Source organism: Comamonas sp. (assembly GCF_009360615.1).
Classification (GTDB): Bacteria; Pseudomonadota; Gammaproteobacteria; order Burkholderiales; family Burkholderiaceae_C; genus Comamonas.
Genome location: NZ_SPEY01000023.1, coordinates 43,943 through 70,783, shown reverse-complemented (window position 1 = coordinate 70,783; position 26,841 = coordinate 43,943). Strand labels below are relative to the sequence as shown.

Annotated in this window: 23 protein-coding genes; 5 read left to right on the top strand and 18 right to left on the bottom strand. The window is 63.5% G+C overall.

What is annotated here, in order from left to right:
- The first annotated feature begins 8 nt into the window (after window positions 1-8).
- On the top strand, window positions 9-1,070 hold the full coding sequence (tesG, locus tag E2583_RS07920) for a 4-hydroxy-2-oxovalerate aldolase TesG (RefSeq protein WP_291594671.1): 1,062 nt from the start codon (window positions 9-11) through the stop codon (window positions 1,068-1,070).
- A 215-nt stretch (window positions 1,071-1,285) separates the two neighbouring features.
- Here the strand turns inward: tesG and E2583_RS07915 are convergent, their stop codons facing one another.
- The 3 genes from E2583_RS07915 to E2583_RS07905 all read right to left on the bottom strand — a co-directional run bounded on the left by E2583_RS07915 (window position 1,286) and on the right by E2583_RS07905 (window position 3,984).
- Window positions 1,286-1,489, bottom strand: coding sequence for a hypothetical protein (locus E2583_RS07915; protein WP_291594670.1), 204 nt, complete (start codon window positions 1,487-1,489; stop codon window positions 1,286-1,288).
- A 337-nt stretch (window positions 1,490-1,826) separates the two neighbouring features.
- Complete coding sequence (locus E2583_RS07910) at window positions 1,827-2,765, bottom strand: OB-fold domain-containing protein (protein WP_291594668.1); 939 nt, start codon at window positions 2,763-2,765, stop codon at window positions 1,827-1,829.
- 4 nt (window positions 2,766-2,769) lie between these two features.
- Window positions 2,770-3,984 (bottom strand): thiolase family protein, encoded by a 1,215-nt coding sequence (locus tag E2583_RS07905; protein WP_291594666.1) that lies wholly within the window; start codon window positions 3,982-3,984, stop codon window positions 2,770-2,772.
- Between the two features lie 210 nt (window positions 3,985-4,194).
- On the opposite strand from E2583_RS07905, the gene E2583_RS07900 reads away from it, so the two are divergent.
- Genes E2583_RS07900 through E2583_RS07890 form a run of 3 tightly spaced genes read left to right on the top strand, consistent with a single transcriptional unit; the run spans window position 4,195 to window position 8,137 of the window.
- Window positions 4,195-5,202: a YCF48-related protein gene (locus E2583_RS07900; protein WP_291594665.1), complete on the top strand. Its 1,008-nt coding sequence runs from the start codon at window positions 4,195-4,197 to the stop codon at window positions 5,200-5,202.
- Window positions 5,199-7,679, top strand: coding sequence for an MMPL family transporter (locus E2583_RS07895; RefSeq protein ID WP_291594664.1), 2,481 nt, complete (start codon window positions 5,199-5,201; stop codon window positions 7,677-7,679). The genes E2583_RS07900 and E2583_RS07895 overlap by 4 nt, the downstream gene beginning before the upstream one ends.
- Entirely contained in the window at window positions 7,679-8,137 is a 459-nt protein-coding gene (locus E2583_RS07890) for a nuclear transport factor 2 family protein (protein ID WP_291594663.1), read from the top strand. The genes E2583_RS07895 and E2583_RS07890 overlap by 1 nt, the downstream gene beginning before the upstream one ends.
- A 155-nt stretch (window positions 8,138-8,292) precedes the next feature.
- On the opposite strand, the gene E2583_RS07885 is transcribed toward E2583_RS07890, so the two are convergent.
- The 14 genes from E2583_RS07885 to E2583_RS07820 form a co-directional block, all read right to left on the bottom strand.
- Window positions 8,293-9,396, bottom strand: coding sequence for a dienelactone hydrolase family protein (locus tag E2583_RS07885; protein ID WP_291594662.1), 1,104 nt, complete (start codon window positions 9,394-9,396; stop codon window positions 8,293-8,295).
- Window positions 9,397-9,467: 71 nt separating this feature from the next.
- A complete protein-coding gene (locus E2583_RS07880; RefSeq protein WP_291594660.1) occupies window positions 9,468-10,979 on the bottom strand; it encodes a DUF1302 family protein in 1,512 nt (503 codons plus the stop codon).
- 35 nt (window positions 10,980-11,014) lie between these two features.
- Window positions 11,015-12,394, bottom strand: a complete 1,380-nt coding sequence (locus E2583_RS07875) for a DUF1329 domain-containing protein (RefSeq protein ID WP_291594658.1) — start codon at window positions 12,392-12,394, stop codon at window positions 11,015-11,017.
- A 279-nt stretch (window positions 12,395-12,673) separates the two neighbouring features.
- Window positions 12,674-14,380 (bottom strand): class I adenylate-forming enzyme family protein, encoded by a 1,707-nt coding sequence (locus E2583_RS07870; RefSeq protein ID WP_291594656.1) that lies wholly within the window; start codon window positions 14,378-14,380, stop codon window positions 12,674-12,676.
- Window position 14,381: 1 nt separating this feature from the next.
- Entirely contained in the window at window positions 14,382-15,509 is a 1,128-nt protein-coding gene (locus tag E2583_RS07865; protein ID WP_291594654.1) for an acyl-CoA dehydrogenase, read from the bottom strand.
- Window positions 15,510-15,584: 75 nt separating this feature from the next.
- Window positions 15,585-16,781, bottom strand: coding sequence for an acyl-CoA dehydrogenase family protein (locus E2583_RS07860; RefSeq protein WP_291594652.1), 1,197 nt, complete (start codon window positions 16,779-16,781; stop codon window positions 15,585-15,587).
- A gap of 12 nt (window positions 16,782-16,793) precedes the next feature.
- Window positions 16,794-17,861 carry an MBL fold metallo-hydrolase gene (locus tag E2583_RS07855; RefSeq protein WP_291594650.1) on the bottom strand — a complete coding sequence of 356 codons (1,068 nt, stop codon included), beginning with the start codon at window positions 17,859-17,861 and terminating at the stop codon, window positions 16,794-16,796.
- A complete protein-coding gene (locus E2583_RS07850; RefSeq protein ID WP_291594649.1) occupies window positions 17,854-19,665 on the bottom strand; it encodes a long-chain-acyl-CoA synthetase in 1,812 nt (603 codons plus the stop codon). The genes E2583_RS07855 and E2583_RS07850 overlap by 8 nt, the downstream gene beginning before the upstream one ends.
- A 42-nt stretch (window positions 19,666-19,707) precedes the next feature.
- Window positions 19,708-20,889 (bottom strand): acyl-CoA dehydrogenase family protein, encoded by a 1,182-nt coding sequence (locus E2583_RS07845; RefSeq protein ID WP_291594648.1) that lies wholly within the window; start codon window positions 20,887-20,889, stop codon window positions 19,708-19,710.
- 16 nt (window positions 20,890-20,905) lie between these two features.
- A complete protein-coding gene (locus tag E2583_RS07840) occupies window positions 20,906-22,078 on the bottom strand; it encodes a lipid-transfer protein (protein WP_291595021.1) in 1,173 nt (390 codons plus the stop codon).
- A gap of 32 nt (window positions 22,079-22,110) precedes the next feature.
- Entirely contained in the window at window positions 22,111-22,527 is a 417-nt protein-coding gene (locus E2583_RS07835; RefSeq protein ID WP_291594646.1) for a MaoC family dehydratase, read from the bottom strand.
- A 12-nt stretch (window positions 22,528-22,539) separates the two neighbouring features.
- Window positions 22,540-23,643 carry an acyl-CoA dehydrogenase family protein gene (locus tag E2583_RS07830; RefSeq protein ID WP_291594644.1) on the bottom strand — a complete coding sequence of 368 codons (1,104 nt, stop codon included), beginning with the start codon at window positions 23,641-23,643 and terminating at the stop codon, window positions 22,540-22,542.
- A 15-nt stretch (window positions 23,644-23,658) separates the two neighbouring features.
- On the bottom strand, window positions 23,659-24,603 hold the full coding sequence (locus tag E2583_RS07825) for a Zn-ribbon domain-containing OB-fold protein (protein WP_291594643.1): 945 nt from the start codon (window positions 24,601-24,603) through the stop codon (window positions 23,659-23,661).
- Window positions 24,604-24,621: 18 nt separating this feature from the next.
- On the bottom strand, window positions 24,622-25,413 hold the full coding sequence (locus tag E2583_RS07820) for an SDR family oxidoreductase (RefSeq protein WP_291594642.1): 792 nt from the start codon (window positions 25,411-25,413) through the stop codon (window positions 24,622-24,624).
- Window positions 25,414-25,521: 108 nt separating this feature from the next.
- Here E2583_RS07820 and E2583_RS07815 point away from each other — a divergent pair, with 108 nt between their 5' ends.
- On the top strand, window positions 25,522-26,334 hold the full coding sequence (locus E2583_RS07815) for an enoyl-CoA hydratase (RefSeq protein ID WP_291594640.1): 813 nt from the start codon (window positions 25,522-25,524) through the stop codon (window positions 26,332-26,334).
- Between the two features lie 5 nt (window positions 26,335-26,339).
- On the opposite strand, the gene E2583_RS07810 is transcribed toward E2583_RS07815, so the two are convergent.
- Window positions 26,340-26,771, bottom strand: a complete 432-nt coding sequence (locus E2583_RS07810) for a GFA family protein (protein WP_291594638.1) — start codon at window positions 26,769-26,771, stop codon at window positions 26,340-26,342.
- Window positions 26,772-26,841 lie beyond the last annotated feature (70 nt).

Sequence of the window (26,841 nt, the reverse complement as noted above, 5' to 3'; positions counted from 1 at the left end):
AGAAGAACATGTCCCTCAAAGGCAAGAAGATCACCGTCCACGACATGACGCTGCGTGACGGCATGCACCCCAAGCGCCACCAGATGACGCTGGAGCAGATGAAGTCCGTGGCCTGCGGCCTGGACGCCGCCGGCGTGCCCCTGATTGAAGTGACCCATGGCGACGGCCTGGGCGGCAGCTCGGTCAACTACGGCTTTCCTGCGCACACGGACGAGGAATACCTGTCCACCGTCATTCCACTGATGAAGCAGGCCAGGGTCTCGGCGCTGCTGCTGCCCGGCATCGGTACTGTCGATCACCTGAAGATGGCCCACGAACTGGGCGTCTCCACCCTCCGCGTGGCCACGCATTGCACCGAGGCCGACGTCTCCGAGCAACACATCGCCATGGCCCGCAAGATGGGGATGGACACCGTGGGCTTTCTCATGATGGCGCACATGAACTCGGCCTCGGGCCTGGTCAAGCAGGCCAAACTCATGGAAGACTATGGTGCCAACTGCATCTACATCACCGACTCTGCCGGCTACATGCTGCCGGACGACGTGAAAGAGCGCCTGTCCGCCGTGCGCCAGGCCCTCAGGCCCGAGACCGAACTGGGTTTCCATGGCCACCACAACCTGGCCATGGGCATCGCCAACTCGCTGGCTGCAGTGGAGGTCGGTGCCAACCGCATCGATGCGGCAGCGGCCGGTCTGGGAGCGGGGGCGGGCAACACGCCGATGGAAGTGCTGGTGGCCGTGTGCGCACGCATGGGCATCGAAACGGGCGTGGACGTATTCAGCATCCAGGATGTGGCCGAAGACCTGGTCGTGCCATTGATGGATTTCCCCATCCGTATCGACCGCGACGCGCTGACCCTCGGCTATGCGGGCGTCTACGGCAGCTTCCTGCTGTTCGCCAAGCGTGCCGAGGCCAAGTACGGCATTCCCGCACGCGAGCTGCTGCTGGAGCTGGGTCGCCGCGGCATGGTGGGCGGCCAGGAAGACATGATCGAGGACACGGCACTGACCATGGTGCGCGAGCGCCAGAAGCCCGCGCATCAGGCGGCTGCGGCAGCCGAACACGTCTGACTTCAGATTCTCTTTGTCGCTGTGTCGTGGGTTCGGCGGCTGCCTGGGGCGGTCGTGGACCCTTTTTTTACGCCATCGGCCCATCAGGGGTCTCATCGCGACAGCCGCAGAAGTCCGGCACGCCAGCCCGGTCCGCCATGAGCCATCCATTGCCGCGCCGACGGCGCGCCCGTGCGGTGCCCGCGCCAGATCGGCCAGCCTGGCCGGACCAGAGCTCAATAGCCCGAGGCGAACACGGTGTTCCAGGAGGTTTTGGCACTGGCCAGCACGATGCCGGCCGGCAGCCTGGGGGCAGTGTCTGCCTGTGCTGCCACGGCGGCCGCCTGAGGCAGATTCATCGCGGGCAGGTATAGCGCCAGCGCCAGAGCCGCCAGTGACGCTGCGCGAAGTGCATTCATCCAGCGAAAAGAGGTTTTCATGCTTGTCTCCTTTGCAGGCTCTATGGCCTTTCTGGCTCGCAGTATGGCCGGCACGGAGAACGCCACATCGTCCATTTTGATGAGCAGGTATTTACTTAGGTAGCAACCCCAGAGCGACACTTCGGTGCCTCCGCCGCATGGCTTCGGATCCTGGCACGCAGAATTCCAGCCATTCGAGGGCCATCCGCGCTTTTCAGGCAGGCACGGCCCGCTGGACAGATTCACTCACACTGCAGCGTGGGAACCCACTGCGGATGGCCGAAAAAAAGGGCTTTGCCTGCGCAAAGCCCCAACCCTTGAAGACAGTGCCCCACCCTCACCGGGCGGGGATCGGCGATCACATGTAGAGAATCACCAGGTCGTTGATGACAGCGGGACGATCCTGGCCGACCACGTGGATATGGAGCTCCATCGTGGCCTGCACTCCGCTCCTGACCTGCTCCACCGCCTTGATGCGGGCACGCGCACGGATCTTGCAGCCGGAGGGCACGGGGGTGGGAAAACGCAGGCGATCCGATCCATAGTTGACCATGTTGTTGAAATCCACCACTTCATAGTCCAGCGGAATCCGGAGCTGGCTTGCCAGCACCTGCACCAGCGCGCCATGGGCAATGGTGGTGCCGAACGGGCTTTTCTCACGCGCCTGCACGGGATCGGTGTGAATCCAGTAGTCATCGCCCGAGAGCCTGGCAAACTCGTTGATGACTTCCTGGCTCACGATGAACTCGTTGGACCAGGCGCTGTACTCCTCGGACACCAGTGACTTCATGGCCTCGATGTCCTTGACGGAAACCTTGCGCTTGGCTGCGGCAGCCTGCTCCACCACGGCAACCTGGGCCTCGGCGTCGACCTTGATGACGGCCGGCTGGCTGCCCGCATGGGCGGTAAAGCGCAGCAAGGTGACCTCGCCGGGGCGCTCGTCAAACACGGGGCGCACCTCCATGCCCACTTTCAGCGCCTCGGGATCCACACCGACCATGGTGGTGTTGATGCGCACGCCTTCACGGAGTTCGACCACGGCCAGGGCCTGGGGCATCTCGTCCGTGAATTCGGGCATGGTGGGAATGCGCGCGATGGTGAAGCTGTAGAGCGTGCCCTCGCCAGACACTTTGCGCCACTTCAGGGAACGCGATCCGCAAGTGGGGCAATGGGTCCGTGGAAAAAACAGCGAATGTCCACGATCGCATTGCTGAATGCGCACTTCGTGGGCCTTGAGACCTTCCCAGTACGGCGCAGAAATTTCCGTGGGATGAGGCAGAGGTTTGTTCCAAGCCATGTTCTTATGCTCCCCGCAGGATCAACGCGCCCTGCTCGCTCATCACGCCACCGGTGCCGGACACATAGGCCAGATCGTGGCGAGGCAGTTGCCTGTCGCCTGCTCGCCCCTGGATCTGGTGCACTGCTTCGATCACCTGGGACATGCCGCCCGCCGTGCCGGACTGGCCGAAGCTCAACTGGCCTCCATGGGTGTTCATGGGGAAGTTGCCCTTGAAGGTGAAGTCGTTGTCGCGCAGAAAGTCCATGCCCTTGCCCTTTGCACAAAATCCCGCGTCTTCCAGCGTCAGCATCACGGTAATCGTGTAGCAGTCATAGATTTGCGCCATATGCATGTCGCCAGGGCGCATGCCCGCCATTTCGAACGCCTTGGCTGAGGCCGGTCCGATGGGGGTCTGGAGCATGTCGGCCATATAGGTGGGGGACTTGCTGCTCACATGTTCGCCGCAGCCGACGATGCTGACGGGACGGTGTCTGGTGGTCCTGGCGCGGTCGGCGCGGGTGACGATCATGGCACCGCCGCCCGCAGCCGGCAGGACGATTTCCAGCACGTGCAGAGGGTCCGCCACCATGCGCGAGTTCAGCACGTCGTCCACGGTGATGGGCTGACCATAGAACATGGCATCGGGGTTGTGGCACGCATTGAAGCGCTGGTCCACGCAGATGCGCGCCAAAGCGGCCGCATCATAGCCATGGATCGCGCCGTAGCGCTGGGCAATCATGGCATAGCCGGTGTTCTGCGCCATATGACCATAGGGCAGATCCATCTCGGCCTCCGGTGCGCCAAAACGGGTGCTGTGGCCACCGAAGCGGCTGGCCTTCATGACTTCCTTGATGTGGTCATCATGCTCGGAGATCGGCGCCATGCGCGCCGGCAGCACACAGACCACGGTATTGCACAGCCCCAGCTCGATCGCAGCGGCCGCGCGCCAGACCATGGCCACGGAGCTGGCCCCTCCCAGATCGACCACTTCGGCAAAGTTCAGGCGCACGCCCAGGTACTCGCCGGCCATGGCCGGCACAAAGCAGCTGGCTTCATGAAAGTGCGGGGCGCTGGTGATGAGGCCGTCCACCTCGGACAGCTCCATGCCGGCGTCCTCCAGAGCCTGCAGCGCCAGGTCGGCCACCTGCTCCAGATGGAACATGCGCGGTGCCGTTGCGTACTTCTGCGGCCTGTACTGCGCGACGCCAACCAGCGCCGCTTTTCCTTGCAAACCCATATGTCTCCCTTACCAAGAAAGTGTGCATTCATTGTGTAAATGAAGCAGACCGAATCCATCGTCTGTAGAGACTAAAAAGCCGGCCCCGTACATACCCCTAATTCTCCGGGCAAACGTCCATTCGGACGATGTTGCTGAAGCTCCAAATCAAGAACCTGCACCCGTGTTTGCAATACATGCACAGCGTGTACGAATCAACAAGGAGACAACGTGAAAACAGCCGTCGGTATAGGCGCAGCAGCATTGGTGGCCTTTGCCTCAGCGCTCGCCTTTGCGCCCCGCACACCGCCCCCGCTGGCGCCCACCACCATTGGCGTCGAGCGCAGCCATTTCAACACCGTCACACAGGTGGGTGAACGTCTGCTGGCCGCTGGCGCACTGGGCGAGATCCTGTACTCGGACGACAAGGGCGCACACTGGCTGCAGGCACGGATCAAGGAGCAGCGCCAGGCACTCCTCATCAGCATGGCTTTTGCGCCCGACAGAAAGACCGGCTTTGCCGTGGGTCATGAGGGCTGGATTCTGCGCAGCAAAGACAGCGGCAGCACCTGGGAGGAGGTCGCCTTCTCCAAGGAAAACGGTGAGCCTCTGATGTCGATCGCACGCCTTCCCTCGGGCGACTGGATCAGCGTCGGCGCCTTCGGCCGTGCCATCACCTCCAGGGACAACGGCCAGACCTGGGAGCCTCTGGCCCTGCCCGCAGAGGTCGAGGACAAGCACATGAACCGCATTGCCAGCACCGAGGACGGCAAGCACTGGCTGATCGTGGGCGAGCGCGGTCTGGTCATTCGATCCGAAGACTCCGGCGCCAACTGGCAGATCGAGCCAGAGTTCTACAAGGGCTCCTTCTACAACGCCATGGCAACGCGCGAAGGCGGATGGCTGATCTACGGCATGCGCGGCAACGCCTTCGTACAGGCCGCACCGGGCATGCCCTGGCTCAAGTCGGCAATTCAGGCCCCGGTCTCCTTTTTCGGCCATGCGCAGGAAAAGGATGGAACCATCATCCTGGTGGGACAAGGCAGCATGCTCGGCCTGAGCAAGGACGGCGGCAAGAGCTTCAGTCTGCAACGCGCCAAAGGCCGCGCCACCCTGACCGACATCGTTCTGACCGGCCCCGACAGCGGCTGGATGTCCAGCGATGCGGGTCTGCAGCCCTTCCCCCCTTCACCACAAGCCAAGGCAGCCACTCAGGCTGACCCAGGAGCGACCCCATGACTCTGAGCGAACCTACCAGCCGGCTGGACCGGTTCATTGCATCCACGGCACGCTGGCTGATCTCGTGGAGCAAGTCCATCGTCGTACTGACGCTGGTCGCCACGGCGCTGCTGGCTGTCTCCGCCATGCGCACGCACCTCGACCCCGGCTTCAACAAGCTGATTCCCATGCGCCATGAGTACATGTCGGCATTTCTCAAGCATGCCTCCACCTTCTCCGGTGCCAACCGCATTCTGGTGAGCGTGGAGTGGAAGGGCCGGCAAGGCGACATCTACAACAAGGAATTCCTGGATACGCTGCGCGGCGTGACGGACGAAGTCTTCTTCACCCCCGGCGTCAATCGCGGCCAGGTGTACTCGCTGTTCACACCGAACGTGAAATACATCGAGATCACCGAAGACGGCTATGTGGGCGAGGTACTGATCCCGTCCCGCTTCGAGGCCAACGAGCAGGGACTGGCACAGGTGCGCTCCAACGTGGCCAAGTCCGGCCAGATCGGCTCCCTGGTCAGCAACGATCTGAAGTCCGCCATGGTGCGGGCCGACCTGCTCGAGGTCGACCCCAAGAGCGGCGAGAAGCTCGACTATCACCAGGTTGCGCAGCGCCTGGAGGAGATCCGCAGCAAGTTCGAAAGCAAGGACATCTCGATTCACATCATCGGGTTCTCCAAGGTGCTGGGCGACGTGATGGAAGGGCTGACCACGGTCATGACCTTCTTCGCCATCGCCTTTGTCATCACGGCCATCATGCTGCGCCTCTATACCCGGTCCACCAACATCACGGTGGTCGGCCTGGCCGTGGCATTGCTGCCTGTGATCTGGCTGCTGGGCATCCTGCCGCTGATCGGCTACGGCATCGATCCCATGTCCATCCTCGTGCCCTTTCTGATCTTCTCCATCGGCGTATCCCACGCCGTGCAGATGACAGGCGCCTGGAAACATGACGTGCGCGCCGGCCTCAGCTCCAGCCTGGCCGCCGAGAACGCGATTCGCAAGCTGGCCATTCCCGGTGCCCTGGCGCTGCTGACCAATGCCCTGGGCTTCATGGTCATCATGCTGATCGACATCCCCATCGTTCACGAGCTGGGTGTGACTGCCTGCATGGGCGTGCTGCTGATGATCATCACCAACAAGGTCTTCCTGCCTGCGGTGCTGGCCAATCTGCGGCTGGAGAAGAAAGCCTTGCAGGCTCCCACCCCGACCGCCAACGGCCGCAACCCGCTCTGGTGGAAGCTGTCGGCACTGGCCGAGTCCCGCCCCGCCGCACTGACGCTTGCGGTGTCGCTGGTGCTGCTGGCGGCCGGCACCTACGAGTCGCGCAGGCTGCTGACCGGTGACGTAGGCACGGGTGCGCCCGAGCTGCGTGCCGAATCGCGCTACAACCGGGACAACGACAACATCATCGGCAGCTACTCGATCGGCATGGATGTGCTCTCCGTCTTCGTGGAAACCTCCAATCTCGACGAAGGCTGCCTGAACTGGCAGGTGATGAATGCCGTGGAGCGCTTCGAATCGCGCATGCGACGGGTCGACGGCGTGCAATCGGTCTCCACCGTCTCCGGTCTGGCCAAGATTGCGGCATCCAGCAACAACGAGGGCAATCCCCGCTGGGCGGCGCTGCAGCGCACCGAAGCCGCGTTGCGCTCGGGGGCCAAGGCACTGTCTCCCGATCTGGGCCTGAACACCGAGGGCTGCAAGGTCATCAATCTGCAGGTCTTCCTCAAGGACCACGAAGGCGCCACGCTGACCCACGTGGTGGACGAGGTACGCCGCTTCATCGCGGCGGACAAGACGCCCAACGTCAAGTTCCTGCTGGCAGGGGGCAATGCCGGCGTCGCGGCCGCCACCAACGAAGCCGTGGAACATGCCGAAGTGCAGATGCTGGGCTCCATCTTTGGCGCCATCACGCTGCTGTGCTGGCTGACCTTCCGCAGCTGGCGCGCCGTGCTGTGCATCGTCGTGCCCCTGGCTATCGTTTCCATACTCTGCAACGCCTTGATGGCCATGCTGGGCATTGGCCTCAAGGTCCCCACGCTGCCCGTGGTGGCCCTGGGGGTGGGCGTGGGTGTGGACTACGGCATCTATCTGTTCGAGAGCATGCAGCACGAGCTGCGCGAGCGCGACATCACGCTGCGCGAGGCTTTCTATGAAGCCATGCGTCAGCGGGGCAACGCCGCCATCTTCACCGCGCTGACCATGTCCATCGGCGTGGGCACCTGGGCTTTCTCGGCGCTGAAGTTCCAGGCCGACATGGGCATCCTGCTGGCCTTCATGTTCCTGGTGAACATGCTGGGCGCCATCTTTCTGCTGCCCGCCATGGCCTACTGGTTGAATGTGGGCGTGGCCGAAGCCAGGGCACGTGTCAGGCGACTGCAACGGCAGCCCCGACATGCCCCCGCAGGCAGCGCAGGCGGCATCGGCCACGCAGGTGGCATGCTCAAACCAGAACCCCAGTCCTCCGTGAACGGCAAGGTGTGATGCAGACCGCAGCAAGCACGCTGGAGCAGCTTCTCCTGGAGCATGCCCTGACCCAGCCCCTGATCCGCTATGCCACGGCCTGCGACACCCGCGACTGGGACATGCTGCAGCAGGTGTTCGCGCCCGACTGCACCACGGTCTATGGTGGCAGTTACCGCTGCGAGGGGATCGCCAAGGTGCGCCGCATGATCAGCTCACACCTTGACGGCTGCGGCCCCACGCAGCATCTGCTGGGCAATCTGGAGGTCGATGCCCACGACCCGGATCGACCGCGCAGCAGGATTCAGGTGCGTGCCGTGCACCAAGGACTGGGGGCACGCAGCCATCTGCGCTACGACGCCATCGGCTTTTACGAAGACGAATGGGTGCGGATGCCGGCAGGCTGGCGCATTCACAAGCGCAGCATGACGATGCTGCTGGAGCTCGGGGATCGCAGCGTGCTGCAACCCGCCACCTGAGCCGCAGGACTTCACCAGGCCGCGCAGCCCCGGACGCGCGGCTTTTCCATTGATCAGCGACTCCATGGATCGGTTCATGCCTATGCTGTCCAATCAGACGCAGGACATGAAAAAGGCCAGCGATCGCTGGCCTGGCTGCGCCCCGAGAGCCTTGCCTACTGTTCAAACTTCACCTTGAGAAACTGCAGCAGCTGCTTGGCAGCCAGGCTGCGTGCGGTCTCGTCGCGTCCGGCGATATAGCCTACCTTGACGCAGTCTCCCAGTGCTTTGCCGCTTTGCACCCGTATCCTGTAACGCGTCTGCCGATCGGTCTGGGCGCCGGCGGGAATCAGAGGCTGGCCATTGAGGACGGGAAAGTCCCTGTCGTTGAACTCGATCGTGCAGCCGGCCAGATAGGGGCGATCCGTCATCTCGCGCGGCCTCTCGCTTTCCCAGTCATGGCCGGCCCTGGCATAGACCACGGTGCTGACTTCAGAGCCCGCCTCACGCAGGATCTTTTCCTGCTGCGCACACGCGACCAGGTCGTTGGATGCATCCTCCCCCGCGCGGAAGCTGAGAAGGGGCGAACCGGTGGTCTTGCGCGACTGCAGCAGCGCGTAGCAGGGCCCGTAGAAGTCCACATGCAGGGCAAAGGGCTGGATGAAAGGCGCCAGCTTGTCACGAATGCGTGCATCCAGGCTCAGGCGTGCCGCGACACCGCCTTTCGAAAAACCCATCACCCCGATGCGCCAGCCATCGATGGCCGGGTGCTTGTTCAAGGCCTTGAGTGCGGCATAGGCATCAGCCACGGCATCGAACTCGGAGGTTCCCATGATCTTGAACGCATAGGACATGTCTTCGCTGATGCCGCGCGGCTTGAAGCTATCGACCAGCAATGCAGCGATGCCATTGTCGGCCAGCATCTGGGCCATGTCGTTCTCGCGTCCGGGAATAGCCCCCGCACCGCCTGGCAGCACCACCATGGCAGGCACCTGCTTCCTGTCGCTGGCACCCTTGGGCAGGAACAGCTTGCCCATGCCCATGGTGGGCTCAGCCCTGGCGGGCTGGCCGAGCAGCACATCCAGGTCGTACGGGCTGCTGGACTTGAAACGGATGTCGCCTTGCGTATCTCCGCGCAGCTCGGTGGGGGCCATCAAGGGAGCCACCTTGGGCAAGGGCGGCAACGCATCGAACAGATGCTGTGCCCCAGCCGCGGTGCTCACCAGGCCCAGAGCCACGGCCCGCAAAGGAGCGGCCCATCTTCCGGTCGGTCTTAGCATTGGTATGCCTCCTTATCAAACACAAAAGCCCGGAGAGCCGGGCTTCTGTGGTGCTGGCCCGTCGGGATGCGTCAGAACGAGTACTTGGCGGTCACAGACAGCTGGTCGCGGTCGGCCAGAGGGCGTGCACGCAAGGCATCTGCAGAAGGATTGCCCAGGTAGTTGATATAGGCCACGTTGATCGAGAAATTGCTCTTGCGCACAAAGGTGGCGCCAAGGCTCAACCGGCTGTCGCTCTGGCCGCCGCCGAAGGTGCCGACCAGGGAGCGGCCCCGCAGTTGCGACTGATAGCTGATGGGAATGCTCAGGTCCCACCCTTCGAAGATGCCGGGATAGCCCAGCGTCAGGGTCGCGCCGGCCACCAGGGAGTTGCGGGTCTTGAAGTTCAGGTTGTCGGTGGAGCTGCCATCGGCCACGCTGATCACGCGGGAGCCGGAGATTTCGGCGGCCAGGGACATGTCGTCCGCGATACCGGTACGGCCGATATTGAAGATACCGCCGACGTTGCCCTGAACCACATCGCCGCGCACCGCCACACCGTTGCCGTTGAGCACGGGCGTGCCTTTGCGGTAGCTGGCTTCACCAAAGGCGGAAAACTTGCCGAACGTCGTGCTGACGGTCGTTCCCAGCATCTTGATGTCGTCGAAATAGCGCACCTGGTAGCCCGTCGGTATTGCGCCATTCATGTTCACGACCAGCGAGGGAGTGCGGTCGTTGTAGTTCAGGTAGTACAGGCCGACTTCCGTTTCGTCGGTCACGCGGTAGCGCCCGCCGATACCCCACTGGCCCGCACTGCTGGGGCGGATGTCATTGCCGCGTCGCAGGCCGCGACAGGTTGCACCGTTGTAGACGCCCAGGCAGGAGGCACCCGGTCCCAAGGCATTGCTGGTGCTGGTGTACATGCCGGGAGCAGGCAGCAGCGTCTCATGGAAGCCGAACTGGTAGTGGCCCAGCAGCGAGAGCTTGGGGCTGACTTCCAGCGACGCCGAGATCTGGTCTTCAGGCAGCAGGATTTCCTTGACTTCGGCGCCGGGCGAGGCCGCTTTTGCCGCATCGCTGGGACCCTGGGCTGCAGCGATATTGGCGAAATACATGGACTCGCCCCAGTTCACCACCTGCTTGCCCAGACGTACCGTGGCGCGGGTCTCCCCCATGTTGAAGCTGGTGTAGGCGTAGGTATCCAGCAGGCGCGAATAGCCGCCGCCATAGCGCTTGGCACCGGAGTTGAACTGGTCCACGGGACCGGGCGTGCTGATCGGGCCCTTGTTGTCATTGCGCTGGTGATAGACGTCGTCATAGAAGGTGCTGGCATTCAGCACGAAGCCGCTATCGCCTTTGGACAGCTTGCTCTCCCAGACGGCACCCAGGCGGTTGGCCGTCAGCGCACCCTTCTTGAAGTTGTTGTTGCCGTCCGTGTTCAGCACCGGCGACGGGTTGTCCAGACGGACACCCAGGCCATAGCTCACGTTCAGACGCCAGTCGAACTTGAGACCATCGCCCAGCTCGACAGTCTCCCCCGCCTGAACCGCTCCCGCGCCCAGAGACAGCAGCGCCGCCACTGCGATGGGAGTGAGTTTCTTCATGTTGTTTTTCATAGTGAGTCGCTCGTTGATAAAACTTAGTTGCCCGCGTTGCGTGCGGCTTCGGGTGTGAACATGGCGGGCACGAGATCACCCTTGTTCAGGATCGGACCCTTGGGGCGCTCCTGAAAAAGGTTGTAGCCCATGTAACCGCCGGAGTTCAGGTCGTGATAGAAGGACGTGCCTGCATGCCAGGCCTTGATGTCGGGCGAGTAGTAATAGTTGATGAACGCGTGCTGCCACAACTGGCCCCGTGTGTCATACATATCGGACGCCACGGCCTGACCGGTGTCTTCATCGACAAACAGAACACGCTTGCCGTAGACATGGCGGAAGCCCTCCTTGAGCGTGCCCTCCACCACCCAGACACGGCGCAGCTCGTAGCGCATGAAATCAGGATTGGCATGCCCGGGCTTGAGCAGATCGGCGTACTTCACCGTAGGCTGGTGAATCTTGAAGTTGTTGGCGGGGATGTACATTTCCTTCTTGCCAACCAGCTTCCAGTTGTAGCGCTCGGGGGAGCCATTGGCCAGGCGATCAGAGTCAATCGTCAGCTTGCCGCCAGTGCCAGGCATGGGCTGGTCAAAGCCGTATTCGGGAACCTGCCGCACGCGACGTGTGCCGGGGTCGTAAGACCATGCCAGACGCTTGTCCTTGGCAAAGTTCACCGGTTCGACCGTGTGGGTCACACCACCTTTTTCGCGCTCCGGAGCCAGCACGCGAGTGCGGCTATAGGCCATCACACCTTCCACAGGCTTGCCAAGACTGGAGGGCAGGCTGTCCACGCTCAGATTGATGTTCTCCTGGCGACCCCAGGCAATGGATCCATCGGACATCACGTTCGCCATGTCGCGAACAATGTGCTCGTTGTACGCACGCGTGGGCAGCAGGTTGTTCCAGACCACTTCCAGGCCGGTCTTGGGAATCGGGAAGTTGATGGCCCCCAGGCTGCCCTTGATGCTGTTGCCGTCGGGATTTACCTCGGATTCCAGTGCGTTCTTCTTGGCGACCGCGCAGACTTCGTCCGTATAGCGGAAATCGCGATGCCCCTTGTAGACCGGAATCTGCATGGTCTTGGGGTACTTCTGGAACATCGCTTTCTGGCCGGGGCTGAGCTTGTCGCCATACTTTTCGATGTTCTCTGCGGTGATCACGAAGAGAGGCTTCTCATCGGCATAGATATCCACGGGATGCTTGCCGCTGGCTTGGACATGGGCCACGCCGGTAGGTGCGCCCGCCCACTTGCCGGTGAATTCGGGAATCGAGCCTTCCTTGTTGCCGGCCTTGATAGCCCCCACGCATGTCAATTCCTTGCCCAACTGCTCTGCCTCGCTCGCCGGCACCTTGGCCCATACCGACGACGCAACCATCAGGCCGACTGCCACTGCGAGCGGAGTCCTGGCTGTCACAAACTTCATCTCTGTCTCCTAGGTTCTAGAACTTATTTCCCGGGGGTGCTACAAACGAGGTACATCGCCTCGTGCAATCCCAATGGTTTTGCCGTTTGCAGGCAGTTGCATACTGCGTCAGCAGCTCTGTTCAACCATCGTCTGAGTTGACTACTGACAGACCCTAGAGACCTAGTCCACATGGGTCATTCCAAGCGTCCTGCCCCATGAAAAAGCCTGCTGGTGCGAGAAGCAGCAGCAGGCTCAGTACGGGAAATCGGAATCGATCCAGACCGCCCCATCGGGGCGTCAGATCAGCAGGTGTGAACACTCCTGGCGAATCGATGCCTTGAGCATCTTGCCGGCGGGATTGCGCGGTAAAGGCTCGGCACGCACCACGATCCGGCTCGGTACCTTGTAGCTTGCCAGCCGCTGTGCCACGAAATCGCGCAGAAGCTCCGGCGTGACCTCGCTGGAGGGCTTGCCGACCACCACCGCCACGACCTGCTCGCCTGTGACCTCGTGCGGCATGGAGAACACGGCCGCCTCCTCCAGCGACTCATGCTGCAACAGGCAGGCCTCGACCTCGGCCGCAGCAATCTTTTCACCGCTTCGGTTGATCACATCCTTGATGCGGTCGACGATGGTCAGGAAGCCCTCTTCGTTCAGGAAGCCTATATCTCCGGTACGGAACCAGCCGCCCTGCATGGCCTTGGCCGTGGCCTCCTCGTCACCGCAGTAACGCTCCATCAGGGTCACGCCACGCAGCCAGATTTCGCCGCTCTGCCCCACCGGCAAGACGGCTCCATCCAGATCGGCAATGCGTACCTCGATGATGGGCGACAGCACCCCCGCGCTATGCGGGTGCGCCTCGAACATGCGTCCCGAGCTGCCTGCGCAGACGCCGTTGGACTCGGTCAGGCCGAAACCAATGCCCGACATGCGCCCTTTGAACTTGGCCAGCACCTCATCGATGAGACGCGGGTGCAGTCCTGCTCCGCCAAATCCGACACCGGAGAGATTGCCGGAGCTCTCAGCCTGCTCGAAGCCCGGCAGACCAATCAGCTGCTGAACCATGCTGGGCGCACCGTTGAACTGCGTGACTTTCTCCTTGCGAATCAGCTCGGCGGCCTTCGCCGGTTCCCATCGGTGCACAAAAATCAGACGGCGACCATGGCGCAGACTGACCAGCAGCTGGGCATGCAGGCCGCTGACGTGGAACAGCGGCACCGCCGACAGGGTCGTGGGCTGGAGCTGTCGCGCCATGATCGCGGCGATGGCGTCCGGCGACGTCATGGCCGCCACGGCGCCGATGAAGTCGATGTTGAAGATGCCCTGGCACACGGCGCGGTGTGTCGACTCCACACCCTTGGCACGGCTGGTGGCACCCGATGTGAACAGAATCAGCGCAGGGGCGTCGGCACTCAGCGATGGCGACACGAAGCCATCATGGCCTCCGGCCGTCAGCTCCTGCCAGCTCAGATCGCCCCCCTCGCCATCCACCACCACCGTCTTGATGGCCGTTCGTGCAACGGCCTCGACGACGCGCGCATGCCGGTCTGCGTCGCAGAACAGCAGCACCGGGCGGGTATCCTCCAGATTGGCCATCAGCTCGCTGCTCAGCCCAAAGCTGTTCAGCGGAACCGGCACCGCGCCCAGCTGGGCTGCAGCCGCAAAGGCCACCGCCCACTCGGGACGGTTGCGCATGGCGATGGCCACCCGGTCTCCGGCCTTGATCCCGTGCCGCTTCTGCAAGCGGCTGGACAGCGCATCGGCGGCTGCAAAGAAGCGATCGAAAGTCCAGCGATCCTCCCCATAGACCAGGAACTCGGCCGCACCGTGGACCCGGCCTGCGTCTATCACCTGGGCAAGAGTTTGAAATGCATTGCGATAAGCGGCCACGCTGCGTCCGTCGGGCAGCGTGATCTGCTGCACTTCGAAGGCCGCGCCCGGCGCCGTCAGCTGCGCGCGAATGCGCCTGATCTGTTCACCCATGGAAACCAAGGCATCGCTCATCTCAGAAACCTTTCAGTTGTGCAAAGCGGTTGCGGTGATAAATGCCATCACCCAGCAGCCGCTGCAAAACGCGTGCCCGCTTGAAGAACAGACCAATATCCAGCTCATCCGTCACCCCGATGCCACCATGCAGCTGTATGGCCTCATTGCACAGCCTCTCGCACAGGTCGGATGCCTTCGCCTTGGCCAGGCTGACCAGCGCGGGAACCTGGGCTTCGCTGCCGGAATCTATCGCTTCCAGGGCGGCCAGCACACTGCTCTGCAGCAGTTCAAGCTCCACATACAGGCGGGCTGCGCGGTGCTGCAATGCCTGGAACGAGCCGATCGGCACATCGAACTGAACGCGCTCCTTCAGATAGCTCACCGTCCGCTCGAACACCTCACGCAGCAGGCCCAGAGACTCCGCCGCCAGGCAGGCTCTGCCCCGGTCCAGCACTTCCTCCAGCGCACGATTCGCCGGCCGGCCCACCAGCGCCATTTCAGAGCTCAGCGCCACCTTGTCAAACCGCACATGCGCCATGTTGCGGCTGTCGATCATGCGCATCGGGCTGACGCTGACACCCCGAGCGTCGGCGGGCACCAGCCACAAGCCGGGGACCCCTTCCTCGGACACCGCCAGGACCATGAAGCCCTTGGCACCCACGCCATCCAGCACAAAGGACTTTTCACCGCACAGGCTCCAGCCCGAGGCGGTCCGCTCTGCCAGAGTGCCGGATCGATGGGCCGGATACTGCCCGGATGAGTCCTCCAGAGCCAGCGCCAGCCTGGCCTGCCCATTGGCCAGCAAAGGCAGCCACTGCGCCTGCTGGGCGGCAGAGCCCGCGCGAATGAGCAGCTCCGGTGCCAGCACGGCCTGGCTCAGAAGCGGCTGGGCCGACAGGTTGCGGCCAATGGCCTCAAACACCGCCCCAATGCCCAGATAGCCTACGTCCAGTCCTTGATGCGACTCGGGCAGAACCGCCACGGGCCACCCCATCTCCACCATCTGCTGCCACAGCGGCGTATCAAAGCCCTGTTCCACCCTGGCATCCCGCAGGCGACGCTGCTGGGCCACAGGCGCTTCCTGCGCGAGAAAGGCTGCCGCGCTGTCCCTGAGCAGCTCCTGCTCCTGCGACAAAAGCATGGTCATATTCCGGTCTCCATTTCTTTTCATGATCCACTGCGCTGGCGCCGCAGCAGGACAAGCCCTGCTGCAGCCAGCGGCTCAAGGCAGCTCCAGCACCCGCTTGGCGATGATGTTGAGCTGTACCTCCGAACTGCCGCCGGCAATCGTGTAGCTCTTGGAGCGCAGCCAGGCGCGGCCTACCTCGATCTCTTCGGCCGTGAGGCCATTGCCGGCTTCCCAACCCAGGCCACGCAAGCCCAGCACCTGCTGCAGCAGCTCGTACTTGGCAACTTCCTGCTCGGTCTGCACCAGCTTCATGATGCTGGAAGGCCCCGTCACATCCTGGCGCGCCAGCGCCTTTTCGGTGACCCGACGATGGGTCAGTGCGAAGGCCTGCGCATCCATCAGCAGCCCGGCCAGCCTGTCACGCAGCGCACCATCGCGGATCTGCCCCTGCTCATCCAGCATATAGGGCAATGCGGTCGCCAGAGCATCGTGCGAGGGCGCCCCCCCTTCCGTGAACTTGGACATGGCGGCGCGTTCGTGCTGCAGCAGTTTCTTGGCCAACGCCCAGCCTTCGCCTTCCCGGCCCACGAGCTGGCGCACCGGCACGCGCACATCGTCGAAAAAGACCTGACAGAAGCTGGACTTTCCGCTGATCAGCTCTATGGGCTTGACCGTAACGCCGGGGCTCTTCATGTCGATCAGCAAAAAGCTGATGCCGTCCTGCTTCCTGCCTTCGCTGCTGGTACGCACCAACGCGTACATCCAGTCGCCCTTGTCTCCGTCCGACGTCCAGATCTTGCCCCCGTTGACGATATAGGCATCGCCCTGCTCGTCCGTCACGCGCCTGGCCGAGGTCTTGAGACTGGCAAGATCCGAGCCTGCATTGGGCTCCGAAAATCCCTGGCACCAGCGCTGCTCCCCTCGCGTCATGGGCACCAGGTGTTCGAGCTTTTGCTCGTGCGTTCCAGCCTCCACCAGGACCGGCCCCAGCATCCACACGCCCAGGTTGTACTGGGGCTGCCGGCAGCCGAGACGGGCCATCTCCGTGTCCAGGATTCGAGCCTGCTGGGGGGTGAGACCACCTCCGCCGTACTCCCTCGGCCAGGACGGAGCAAACCAGCCACGGTCGCGCATGCGCTCGAACCACAGCTTCTGGTCCTCGTTCATGAACTGCAGCCTGGAGCTGCCCCAGACCATCTCCTCGGAGACTATGGGCCGGCGCATGCTCGCAGGACAGTTTTCCTCCAGCCACTGCGCCACTTCTTGTTTGAATGTTTCCAGGTCCGTCATGGCTTCCTCACCTCAGGCCAAAGAGAAATACGCAATCTTGCCTTCACCCGCGGTGCGCAACAGCACTCCGTCCTGGTGAAGCAGGTTCAAATGGGCTATCGTTTCCCCTAGGGCCATCAGACGGTCCACGGGGGTGCGCAGCCGGGGAAAGAGCACCGGCACCAGTTCGGCAGCCGTGGCCCGGCCCACCCGGCCCAGATGCCCGGTCAGCAGCGCAAACTGCTCGGCATGGTGCTCCAGCACCTGCGCCAGGCGTTCGTGCAGACCGTAGAACACCCCCTGATGCGAGGGCAGCACCAGCGTGTCGGCCGGCAGCTCGCGCAGTCGATGCAGCGAATCGAGCCAGCGCCTGAGGGGATTGCCCTCGGGCTCGATGGGGCTGACCATCACGTTCGAGGTGATGCGCGGCAGCACCTGATCCCCGGCCAGCAGAATGCCGTCGTCCTCACAGTACAGGCAGGCATGCTCGGGCGAGTGTCCTTCACCCAGCACGATGCGCCACTGGCGCTCCCCGATCTGCAGCAGCTCGCCCGGGTGAATGCGCTGGTAGTGGCTGGGCTGCCTGGGCATGAACGGGTCCTTGCGCATCGCCGCCAGCATGCTGTCCAGCTCCTCGCTGCTCACCCCTGCACGGGCATAGAACTCCCGATGCGCCTCGGGCAGCGGATCGGGCGGCGGCCCCATCAGCGAGCGCAGCATCATGAACTCTCCGGAGGTCATGAGCAGCGGCACGCCAAAGCGCTCCTGCAGCCACCATGCCGCCCCCGCATGGTCATAGTGGCAGTGAGTGCAGATCACCCGGGTCAGAGGCTGTCCGGCCAGCTTCTGCGAAAAGATCTTCTCCCACAGCTCGAAGGTGCCTGGAATGCCCAGTCCCGTATCCACCAGTGCCCAGCCGTCGCCGTCCCTGAGCAGATAGACATTGATGTGGTCCAGGGCCATGGGCATGGGCATGCGCAGCCACAGCAGGCCTGGCACGATCTCCACATGGCTGCCATCGGCTGCGGGCGGCACCAAGGGGTAGCGCAGCACATCTGCGGGCTTGGCCCGTACGCGCTCCTGCGCGACGACGCTAGCCACGCAGAGCCTCCTCGACCGCCTCGGCCGTCAACGGCACATAAGTCTGCAGTCTGTCATTGCGCACGAAAAGCGGATCGCTGCCCGGGACATTGTCATACCCCTGCCTTTGCAGATCGACCTTGCGCAGCTTGTAGTTGCCGGTCATGTCCGGCGTATCCATGAGGCGCAGGAACAGCGGCGCTGCATAGCGCGGCAGGCGGGAAACGGCCAGATCCCAGAATGCCTTGGGGTCGAACCGTGCGCCCTCCTGCATCACCAGTGCGGCCATGCCTGCACGGCCACCGTGTCCGGGAACCTGCACGCCATAGACGGTGATTGCATCCAGCCCCCTGAAGTCCCCCAGGGCATCGCCGACCTCCATGGTCGAGACGTTCTCGCTCTTCCAGCGAAAGGTATCGCCGATGCGGTCCACGAACCAGCAATAGCCGTCTTCGTCGCAGCGCAGCAGATCCCCCGAAGACCACCACACGTCGCCATGCTGGAAGACATTGCGCAACAGCTTCTTCTCCGAGGCTTCCTCGCTGGTATAGCCCTCGAAGCGCCCGGCCACCACGCCGGGATACTGGATGACCCTGCCGATGGCCTCACCGGGCTCGTTCACACCGGCGAGTTGCAGAAAGCCGTTCTCGTCGCGGATGTAATCGCCTTTCTCCTGGTCGTAGCGGACCAGCCGCAAATTGGTTTTTTCCCAGAAGGGAACGCGACCGCAGGAGCCGATCCGATTGTCCAGGTTGATGGTGTTGGTGTTGGACTCCGTGCCGCCCCAGCCCTCATAGATCTGGAACACGGCACCAAAGCGTGCTATCCATTGCTGCCAGATCTCCGGCGTCAGACCGGTTCCGGCCATCTTGCGCAAGCTGTGCTCCCGGTCCCTGTCGGTCGCAGGCGCGCTGAGCAGAAAGCGGCAGATCTCACCCACGTACTGGCAAAAGCTGATGCCATGCGTGCGGACATCGCGCCAGAACTCGCTGCGGCTGAACTTGCGGCGCACCACGATGCGCGCACCTGCGGCCATGGCGGTTGCGGTCAGCGACATGGACGCCGCGCCGTGGTAGAGCGGCAGAAAGCAGTAGAAGCAGTCGTCCCGGGTGATTTCCCACAGCAGCTGCATGGAATCTCCGGCCATCAGCCAGCGTGCATGGCTGATGACTGCGGCTTTTGGCAGGCCCGTGGTCCCGGAAGTGAAGATGTACTGCGCCGTGTCGCCAGCCCGCACGCCCTCGCGCCATGCCAGCGGCACGGCGGCGCCGTCCTGGCTCATGGCCAGCGCCTGCAGATCCGGCCCGAAGTGCGGCGGGATGCCCCCGGCCGCAGGCCTGTCCTCGTCGGGCCAGTGCCAGTAATTCAGCGCGGCATTCAGACCCTCGGTCTGCGCAAAGCGCTCCGCACATTCCTCGCCCACGATCACATGGCCGGCACGGGTCACCTCCAGCGCATGCGTCAGTGGCTTGCCCGTCACATGGGTGTTGATGAAGGCCACCACGGCTCCGAGCTTGGCCACGCCGAACCAGGCAAAGAAGAATGCGGGACGATTCTCGATGGCCATGGCCACCACATCTCCCCTTCTGACCCCCTGCGCATGCAGCGCACGGGCCACCTGATTGGCGCGCTGATTGAACTGCGCATAGGTGTAGCGCACATCCCCTTCAATCAGAAAGATGCGTTCGCCAAAATCCCGCGCACAGTCCTCCAGGCGATCGGCCATGGTGTAGGGCGTATCGGCCATGTACTTGGCCGCAATGGGCGCGCGGCGATCCAGCTTGAGCTGGGTCTGCTCGCGCGACACCACAGTCGTGTCGCTCATCACATGTCTCCTTGGTATTCTTGATGTGTGAGATGTCGTCGATCAGCGCTGAGGACGCGGCATGCCGAGGCCGAACTGGGCGATCAGCTCGCGCTGGATTTCGTTCGTGCCACCGCCGAAGGTGTTGATGGTGGAGGCGCGCAGCTCGTATTCCAGCTCGCCCATCAGGTAGGCGGCCGCCGAGCCGCCGCGCACCAGAGCGCTGCTGCCCACAATGTCCATCAGCCGATGCAGCACCTCGACCACGCTTTCCGAGCCATAGACCTTGGTGGCCGATGCCAGGCCCACATCCATGGCGCCGGCCTCCAGACTCGCCGCGATGCGGAAGTTGGTCAGCCGCATGGCTTCCAGGCGGGCATAGCATTCGGCCAGACTGCGTCGGACCCACGCCTGATCCACCGCACGGCGCCCCTGCTCGTCCCGGGCCTTGGCCCACTGGAGCACCTTGGCGAAGGGGCCGAACACCTTGTCCGACCAGGCACCGAGCCCCAGGCGCTCGTGGTTGAGCTGGGCGGTGATCAGCTTCCAGCCGCCATTGAGCTCGCCGATCAAACGTGCGGCGGGCACCTGAACATTGTCGAAATACGTGGCTGCCGTGTAATTGCCCACGGTCTGGATCAGCGTGTGCGAGAAGCCCGCATCCCGGGTATCCACCACCATGATGGAAATACCTTTGTGCCGGGCCAGCTCCTGGTCGGTGCGCGCAGCCAGCCACACGTAGTCGGCCGACTCGATGCCCGAAGTCCACAGCTTCTGGCCGTTGACCACAAAGTGACCTGTCTGCAGATCGCCGTGCAGCTGGGCCTGTGTCTTGAGCACGGCCAGGTCGGAGCCCGCACCGGGCTCGGAGTAGCCAATGGCGAAGATGATGTCGCCACTGGCCATGCCCGGCAGAAACTCCTTCTTCTGCGCCTCGGTGCCATGCTCCATCAGCGCGGGACCGACGGTGCTGATGGTCACGAACGGCAGCGGCGCCCCGGCGATGTTCGCCTCCTCAAAGAAGATCAGTTGCTCGGTGGCCGACAGGCCCTGGCCGCCGAACTCCTTGGGCCAGCCAATCGCCAGCCAGCCATCGCGCCCCATCCTGCGGATCAGCGCGCGGTACTCGTCTCCGCCTTCGGCACCGCGCATGCGGGCCTTGAGTTCGGGTGTCATCAGGGCCTGAAAGTAGTCGCGGCATTTCAGGCGCAGCGCATGCTGCTCGGGAGTCAGGTCAATGAACATGGATGTCTTCCTTGCATCAGGCCTCGTCGCCCAGAATCAGACCGCTGGTGGGCACGCCGGTACCGGCGGTCACCACCATGTTGTGCACGTCCCTGACCTGGTTGACGGAGCTGCCGCGGATCTGACGGACGGCTTCGGCAATGCCGTTCATGCCGTGGATGTAGGCTTCGCCCAGCTGGCCGCCATGGGTGTTGATGGGCAGGGAGCCGCCGCGCGCATGCTCGCCGCCACGGATGAAGTCCTTGGCCTCGCCGCGTTTGACGAAGCCGAACTCCTCGAGCTGGGGGAGCACAAAGGGCGAGAAATGGTCGTACAGCACTGCGCTTTGAACATCCTTGGGCGTCAGGCGGCTTTGCTGCCACAGCTGTCTGGCGACATGACCCATCTCGGGCAGACCGGTGATGTCTTCGCGGTAGAACGATGTCATCGACTGCTGGCCCTCGGAAATGCCCTGGGCCGCCGCCTTGATGTAGACCGGCTTGGCCTTCATCTCGCGTGCGCGATCGCTCGATGTGATGACCATGGCCACGGCACCGTCGGACTCCTGGCAGCAGTCCAGCAGGTGCAGCGGCTCGCAGATCCAGCGGCTGGCCTGGTGCTCCTCCAGCGTGATGGGCTTGCCGTAGAAAAAGGCCTTGGGATTGGTGGCTGCGAAGTCGCGCACGGCCACGGCCACGCGGCCGAAGTCCTCGCTGGTAGCGCCGAAGCAGTGCATGTAGCGGCGCGCAAACATGCCCACCCAGGAGGCCGGGGTGTGAAAGCCATGGGGCATGTACCAGCCATAGTTCACATTGTCGAAGAACGGCGTGCTGCCGAAGCCATAGCTGCCGGTGCCGAACCTGTACCAGCTGCGCTCATTCATGGCACGGTAGACCACGACGGTCTTGGCAATGCCCGTGGCCACGGCCATGGCCGCATGCAGCACGGGGCCGCAGGCCGCACCGCCGCCATGCGGCACCTGCGAGAAAAAGCTCACATTGCGAGCCCCGAGCAGGCGGGCGATTTCGTACTCGGGAACCTTGTCCACGGAGTAGGAGGAAAATCCGTCCACCTCCTTGGGGTCGATGCCGGCATCGCTCAGCGCAGCCAGCGTGGCTTCCATGGCCAGGCGCAGCTCGGTGCGGCCCGAGTTCTTGGAAAATTCTGTTGCGCCCAGACCCACAATGGCGGCGCGACCGGAAATATTCATATCGTTCAAAGGAATGTCTCCGCTTTCTGTTCTCAGACCAGGGCCACTTGCACAGTGCCGCTGACATGGGAGCCCATGGAATTGCTGCCCTTGAGCGCGATCTGAACGCTGCGCGTGGCCTCGTTCTTCTCGATCACCGAGCCCGTGAACGTCATGGTGTCGCCGGGGTAGTTGGGCGCACCCAGGCGAATCCTGAGGTCCAGGAGGCGCGCCTCGTTGCCCGCCCAGCTCTCGACAAAGCTCTGCACCAGACCGTTGGTGGTCAGGATGTTCATGAAGATATGGGGCGAGCCCAGCCCGCGTGCAGCGTCGCGGTCATGGTGACCGGGGAAATAGTCGCGCGTGGCGATGGCGCCGCCGGCAATCAGCGGCACGGTGATGGGCACGCTCACGGATTGCAGCTCGTCGCCCACGTTCACCGTCTCGAAGCGAATAGATTGATTGGCCATGTTGTTGTCTCCTTAGCGGTCCTCGGGCAGGTCGTACTTCCAGCCGAGCGTGTCGTTGTCTGCGAGCCAACGGCCCAGCGCTTCCAGGTGCTGCTCGGCGCTGCCAAGCTCGGCAGCCAGCGCACGGCACCAGAACATGAATCGGTGCATGGGATAGGTCACATCCACCCCCATGCCGCCGTGCACATGTTGTGCAACGCGGCCTACCCTGAGGCCCAGTTCGCTGGACTGGGCGCGCACCGCATGGGCCTGCGGCACGCAGGGCAGGCCGGCATCCAGACGCCAGACCAGCTGGCTCAGTGCGCTGCGCTGGGCCTGCATGAGGATGTAGCCGTCGGCCATCTGGCCCTGGACCAGCTGAAAGGTCCCTATGGGCCGATCGAACTGCTTGCGCTCGCTTACATACTCCACCGTGCGGCGCAATTGCTCCTGCGTCACGCCCTGCTGAAGGCTGGCCAGGCAGGCGATGGCGGTCTCCTGGACCCAGTCCAGCGCGCGATCGCCCAGCACCGCCAGCACCGGCGTGTTGCGAAAGCAGACGTCCGCCACCGCGCAATAGTCCTGGCGCATTCCGCCCACACGGCTGACGCCGTCGGCCAGCAGGCTCACCAGCACCAGCCTGATCTCGTCGCCCGCCGCCGCAGCCACCAGCGCCATCCGAGCCTGTTCGCCCAGCGGCACGGCCTGCAGCTGGCCCGTGAGCCGCTGCCCGTGCAGCTGCAGCGCCGCTCCACGCGTGGCCACGGCAGCCTGCAGCGACAAAGCCAGCAACTCGCCCTGCATGGCTGACTGGACGACGTCATCCTGACCTTCGGAAAACCTGGCAACTGCGGCTGCAGCGACCTGCTGCTGCCACAGCGGAACCTGGGCCAGCGCACGGCCCTGCTGCTCCAGCACGGCCAGCATCTCGCCCATGCCCAGACCCATGCCGCCCGCAGCTTCCGGCACCAGGATGCTGTGCAGGCCTGCGGCCACGCACTGCTGCCACAGCTCCTGCATGAAGGGCTGACCCGAGGCATCGTGCTCGCGCAGCTTGTCGTCCGTGCAATAGTCGGCAAACAGGCTTTGCGCCATGTCGGCAAACGCACGCTGGTCTTCACTGAGTTGAAAATCCATGACGGCCTCCTCGCATCAGGCCACGGGACGGAACTGGGCCAGAGTCAGATCACCGTCGAAGGTGTTGAACTCCACCTGCACCTTCTGCCCGATCTGCACCTGGCCAGGCTCGACGCCGACGAGCTGGGCGATCACGCGCACACCCTCCTGCAGCTCCACCAGGCCGATGGGATTGGGATGATCGAAAGGCGGCACCTCCGGGTAGTGCATGACCACGAAGGAGTACACCGTGCCCTGGCCGCTGGCCTGGACGGTGTCCCATTCGAACGAATGGCACTCGGGACAGACGGGACCCGGCGGGTGGTGCAGATCGCCGCAGCTCTTGCAGCGCTGAATCAGGAGCTTGCCTTGCTTGAGCCCTTCCCAGAAGAAGCGGTTGTCGTCGCTCACGCCAGGAGCGGGCCGCTTGATCTTCGCGGCCGCCGCCGGCGCGGGTTCGGCCTTTGGCGCATGGGCGGGCCGGAACTTGAAAACGCGGAACATCAGCTGGCCGACTTTCTCGTCCTCTCCGCCCCGGGCATTGATCGAGAAATACTCCATGATCTGCGTCACAAAGTAGCCTGTTCCCAGGGCCGTCGTCTTTTCCTCGCTGATGGCCTCCAGGCGAGTCGTGTAGTACAGGTCCTCTCCCTCGACCACATCGCGCTCGAAGCTCAGTTCCGAATTCACCGCCACGGTGGAGGGAAAGCCGTGCGCTTCGATCAGCTTCAGAACCTCATAGGGATTCTCGTTCGTGGAGCCCGGCGGATAGTTGTTCTGCACCGGCCCTTCCATGCACCAGACCTGCAGCATGGCGGGAGGAGCAATGGTCTTGCCCGCCTTGTCGGTCTTCACCGCCACGCCCATCAGCTCGCACCACTGACGAATCATGGGGCGGTTGACCTTGTCCCAGGCATAGACACGCCCGTACTGCTTGCCCACATAGCTGCGGACTTCTGACATCCAGTCTTGATCGGTCAAGATTGTCTCCTTTGAAATTCAGTGTTTCTGCTGAGCGGATTCCGAGTTCGATGCGCCCAGGAAAGCAGGGCGCTCGCCGCCTCCATGCAGCAGCAGGTTGGTGCCGCTCATGTAGGAGGCGCTTTGCGAGGCCACGTACAGACAGGCGTTGGCAATGTCCTCGGGTTCGGCCAGTCGGCCCGCAGGAATGGTCTGAGCGACCGAGGCGATTCCGGCCTCGTCCCCGAAGTGCAGATGCGACTGCTCGGTGCGCACCAGGCCGGGGCTGACGGCCACGACGCGCACCTTGGGCGCCCACTCCACCGCCAGAGAGCTGACCAGGCTCAGCACCGCCGCCTTGGCGGCACCGTAGGCCGCCGTGCCCGGCGACGGGCGCAGCGCGCTGATGCTGCCGATGCAGACGATCACGCCACCGCCGTCCTGCTGCTGCATCACGGCATTGGCGGCCTGAGAGGCGTGCAGGGTCGAGAAGAGATTCAGGCGCAGCACGCTTTCGTGAAAGCGCGGCGATACCGTGGCCGCATCCACATGGGGAGCGCCGCCGGCGTTGTTGACGAGAACGTCCAGGCGGCCATGGCGGCGCTTCACGTCATCGACCATGTCCCTGACGGCCTGGGCCTCGCGCACATCGCAGGCCACGAATTCCGCGCAGCGACCGCCCGTCGACGGCAGCTCCTCGGGTTGCTGGCGCCCGCAGACCACCACCGTGGCGCCTGCGGCGAGAAACCCCTGCGCGATGGCCTTGCCTATGCCCTTGGTGCCGCCGGTGACCAGCACCACCTTGTCTTGAAAGTCGTTATTCGTATCCATGGCTGCCAATTTAGATTTCGGCACCGGCAGCAGATACGTCCAAAAGGACGATGTTGGTCGCTTGTCCGAAAACGACCATGGCCTCTGTTCAACTCCCTGGAAAACCTTATGTCAGCCCCCCCTACGGCTATTGAAAACATGGATACCGCGCAGGAGGAACTGCTGGTTCGGCAGCAGGACAACGGCGTGGCGGTGGTGCAGCTCAACCGCCCCCAGGCCACGAATGCACTGAGCCTGTCCCTGCAGGCCGCGCTGTCCGGAACCTTCAGCGCGCTGGGTGCAGACGATCGCGTGCGCTGCATCGTTCTGACCGGCGGCGACAAGGTGTTTGCGGCGGGCGGCGACATCCGGAGCATGGACTCCTGCGGCCCCGTGGAGATCATGAAGCGCCACACGGAGCGGGTCTGGGCGCCGATCGAGAAATGCCCCAAGCCCATCATCGCCGCGGTCTGCGGCTATGCCTTTGGCGGCGGGGCCGAGCTGGCCATGCATTGCGACATCATCATCGCCGGGCGGGGAGCCAGCTTTGCCCAGCCCGAAATACGCATCGGCATCATGCCCGGCATTGGCGGCACCCAGCGCCTGGTGCGCGCCGTGGGCAAGTTCCAGGCCATGCGCATCCTGCTGACCGGCAAGCCCGTCAGCGCCGACGAAGCTTATGCCATGGGCCTGGTCAGCCTAGTCTGTGCAGACGATCAGGTAATCCCTGAGGCGCTGAAAATGGCGGAACTGATCGCCCATATGCCGCCGCTGGCCGTGGAGCAGATCAAGGAAGTGGTGATGGCCGGCATGGATGCATCGCTGGACGCCGCCCTGATGCTGGAGCGCAAGGCCAACCAGATTCTGTTTGCGACCCGCGACCAGAAGGAAGGCATGAATGCGTTCATCGAGAAGCGGCAGCCGCGCTTCAGGGGCGAGTGAGCGCTTCAGGGCAGTGATCCGGCACTGCGCGCCCCCGGCCCCGGAAGCATGCAACCCTCGGCGAAGTCCGACCACAGGGGCCGGGACTGCAGATGTGCATGCCTTTGCCTGGGTGCGCTGAAAGTCGAGTCCAGCGTGCCCAGTGCAATGCATATCCAGTCAGCCCAGTCGCCGGTCTGCCTGGACCAGAACAGCGATGAGCCGCAATGCGCGCAGAACTGCCTGTGCACGGATGGCGACGACGCATAGGACTTGATCTCGGACTCCCCCGAGACTATGCGCAGGTCATGGCGCGGTACAGCGCCATAGCTCGCGAACGCAGCGCCATGGCTCTTGCGGCACTGCCCGCAATGGCAATGTGTCACGGCCCTGGGCGACGACAGCAGCTGGTATCCGACTCTTGCACACAGGCAGCTTCCCAGATAGTTCTCGGGCACGAATTCGCCTCCAAATCCTTTGATCCCCGATCAGCGAGCCAGAGGTCGCGCATGCCTGCATGTGCCGGCA